Genomic DNA, 3356 nt, shown 5'->3' with positions numbered 1-3356 from the left:
CCGCTACGAACGCAAACCCAGCCACTACCTCGCCTTCCTCACCCTCGGCGCCGCCATCACCTGCTACAAGAAACTCACCAAGTGAGACACGCTCTTAGTACCATCGGTATCGTCAAGGTTGTCGGCAGGGTCGGCGCTGACGCTGGCATCACCAACCTCAGGCCTGGCCGGTTGCTCGACACATTCGCGCTGAGGCTCCGCGAGAGTGGCGCCGATCATGATCACGTCGACGCCATGCTCGGTGTCTCGTGGAGCATTTCCGCATCGCGCCACGTCCGCCCGGCCGGTGAGCAAGCCTAAGTCGCTGGCGGCGACGCCGACGAGCACGCGCCTGGGCACCCCGCGCCGTGGCTGACGCCGGGGTGATACGGCCGCCGGCTGGATGCTCCGGGCAGTGCCATGACCGCGCCCACAGTGCCGAGGGGGCCGGTGCGGGCGGTCCACTGGTGGTCGTCAAGGACGCCGTGCTACTGGCGCATGCGGCGGATGATGCGGTGGTGGGGGGACCGCCGGGATACACGAGAAACTGAGGTGTACCAAGGATCTTGGACAGGGCCTCCTGTCTGAGAGGATGCGTGTATGCCCGAGCAGCGTCGGAGATTCAGCGCTCAGTTCAAGGCCGAGGCTGTGCAGATGGTGATCGAGACCGGTAAACCTGTCGCCGAGATCGCCCGGGATCTCGAGATCAACGCCGGCACACTGGCCAACTGGGTCAACGCCGGGCGGCGCGAGAACCCTGGACCCGCGCAACCGGTGAGCCCGTCCGAGCGCACCCGGGTCGCGGAGATGGAAGACGAGATCCGCCCGCTGCGGATGGAAAACGAGTTCCTGAAAAAAGCCGCGGCCTTCTTCGCGCGGACCTCGCAGTAGCCGAGCGCTGCGCGGTCATCGACGCGGAGAAGGCCCACTATCCGATCACCTGGATGTGCCGGTTACTGCGGGTGCCGCGGTCGTCTTTTTACGCTTGGAGGCACCGGGTTTCCACCGAGACAGCCACCCAAGCCCGGCGCCGCCTACTCAGGGAACATGTGTCCCGGGTGTTCACCGAGGGACGCGGCGCCTACGGCTGCCGACGGGTCACGGCCCAGCTCAACCGCGAAGGCCACCCGTGCAGCGTCGGGCTGGTCGCCGATCTCATGCGCGAACTCGGGCTGGCCGGCTGCCAGCCCCGGGCATACAACGCACCACCCTGCCTGGGGAACAACCCGTGCACAGTCCCGATCTGATCGGCCGTGAGTTCACCGCGGACATGCCTGGTCAACGGCTGGTCGGCGACATCACCTACTTGAGAACCGGTGAGGGCTGGCTGTATCTCGCGACCGTGATCGATCTGGCCACCCGGATGGTCGTCGGCTGGCAGCTGGCCGATCACATGCGCACATCGTTGATCACCGACGCCCTGGGCATGGCGATCACCCACGGCCATGTCAGCCCGGGCGCAGTGTTCCACTCCGACCGCGGAACGCAGTACACCTCGGCCGAGTTTTTCCGATTCTGCAACGGCAATCAGGTTCGAACCAGTGTCGGGCGGACCGGGGTGTGCTGGGACAACGCGGCGGCCAAGTCGTTCTTCGCATCGCTGAAAACCGAGATGTATCACCGCGAAATGTTCCCGACCCGGGTCCGTGCGCGGTACGCTGTCGCTGACTACATCGAAGTTTTTTACAACCGGAAACGACTCCACAGCGGCCTCGGCTACCGCACCCCGGTCGAGGCCTACCGTGATCACCTCACCGCGAGCGCGGCCTGAGGAAACCCATCGAGGGCCGTCCAAGAACCTTGACACACCTCAATTCGTTAGCCCTAGTGTCGCGTGTCGTTGGTAGTTATACGTATGAGGCTGCGGGAGAATCCGGCCGTGTATGTGGCCCAGGCGTTGCAGTTGCGTGATGGTGACCGGGTTCGATTGGAGGCGTTGGCACGCGCGTCGATGGCACCGGCCGGCGTGGTGGCGCGGGCTCGGATTGTGTTGATGGCTGCCAATGGGGTGGCCAATACCGAGATCGCGCAGCGGATGCAGACGACCCGGCCCACGGTGCTCAAATGGCGGGCCCGGTATGCCGACGCGGGGATCGGCGCGCTGGCTGACTTGCCTCGACCTGGTCGCCAAAGGCAGATCGATGAGGTTGCGGTACTGGCGGAAACATTGGCAGACAAGGGAAATCCTCCGCCCGAGCTGGGGGTGACGCATTGGTTTTAACGCCTTTTGGCCCAGCGGTTGGGGATCTCGTTCGCCACCGTGGCCAGGATCTGGCGCAAGTGGAACATCCAGCCACACCGGATCGAAACGTTCAAGTTCTCCACCGACCCGGAGCTGGAATCCAAGATCCGCGACGTGGTCGGGCTCTACCTCACACCACCCAAGGGCGCGGTAGTGGTCAGCGTCGACGAGAAGAGTCAGATCCAGGCACTAGACCGCACCCAGCCCATGCTGCCGCTAACGTCCCGGGCTGCCCGCCCGGCAGACTCACGACTACCTGCGCCACGGCACCACCACCCTGTTCGCCGCACTGGAGGTCGCCACCGGCCGGATCAGTGCCGACGCCTGCTACCCGCGGCACACCAACGTGGAGTTCCTGGCTTTCCTCAAGCAGGTGGCCACCGCGCACCCCCGGGTCAAGCTGCACGTCATCTGCGACAACTACGGCACCCACACCCACCCCAACGTCACCGCCTGGCTGGCCAAACATCCGCGGATCACGCTGCACTTCACCCTGACCAGCTGCTCGTGGCTCAACATGGTCGAGATCTCGAAGACGCCATCCGCACCTACATCGACACTTACAACAACCGCGCCAAGCCGTTCACCTGGACAAAGACCGCAGACGATCTACCCGCCAAGATCAAACGTAAATAGAACTCAAGCACGCGACACTTAAGCGATGTCTCGTAACTTGGTGTAGGTCGGTTGGGGGTGTTGGTTGATCATGGTGTGGTGCAGGTCTTCACCGCCGACGACGTGCTGCACCGCGGCGAGGAACACGGCGACCTGCTGGCCGGCACCCGCGTGGCGTTGCCCGGCCGCTGACCCGCCGCAGCCGGGCACCTTTGGTGCTATCCCGGAGCACCCAACCCGCGATCCTCGCGCAGGCCTGCAACTTCGGGCCTCAACCTGACCGGATTCACTCTCTCACCGCGGATCCGCGATCGCGGATGGCGTCGGCGACGATGACCAGGTAGTTCAGCTCGCCGGACTGGTGCCCGTCGAGGAAGGCCTGTTCGACGCCGGTGCGGTGGCTCGAATGTGACCTCAGCTGCCAGTAGGGGATGGCTTCGGCGGTGAGGTCCCAGACGGTGGAGGGCACCAGGTTGTTGGCGGCCAGCGCGCGGAAGTAGCTGCTGCGGCGGTGGATGTG

The 3356-nt window shown here is 64.8% G+C and carries 3 pseudogenes; 2 read left to right on the top strand and 1 reads right to left on the bottom strand.

What is annotated here, in order from left to right:
- Positions 1-579 precede the first annotated feature (579 nt).
- Both AB0F91_RS46965 and AB0F91_RS46960 read left to right on the top strand, forming a co-directional pair.
- Positions 580-1750 (top strand): annotated as a pseudogene (locus tag AB0F91_RS46965) (IS3 family transposase).
- Positions 1751-1834: 84 nt separating this feature from the next.
- Positions 1835-2857 (top strand): annotated as a pseudogene (locus AB0F91_RS46960) (IS630 family transposase).
- Positions 2858-3122: 265 nt separating this feature from the next.
- Here the strand turns inward: AB0F91_RS46960 and AB0F91_RS46955 are convergent.
- A pseudogene (locus tag AB0F91_RS46955) lies at positions 3123-3356 on the bottom strand (SAM-dependent methyltransferase); the annotation flags it as partial.

It is taken from the genome of Amycolatopsis sp. NPDC023774, from assembly GCF_040639695.1.
Classification (GTDB): domain Bacteria; phylum Actinomycetota; class Actinomycetes; order Mycobacteriales; family Pseudonocardiaceae; genus Amycolatopsis.
The sequence above is the reverse complement of the archived record's forward strand: the minus strand, read 5'-3'. Positions and strand labels throughout refer to the sequence as shown.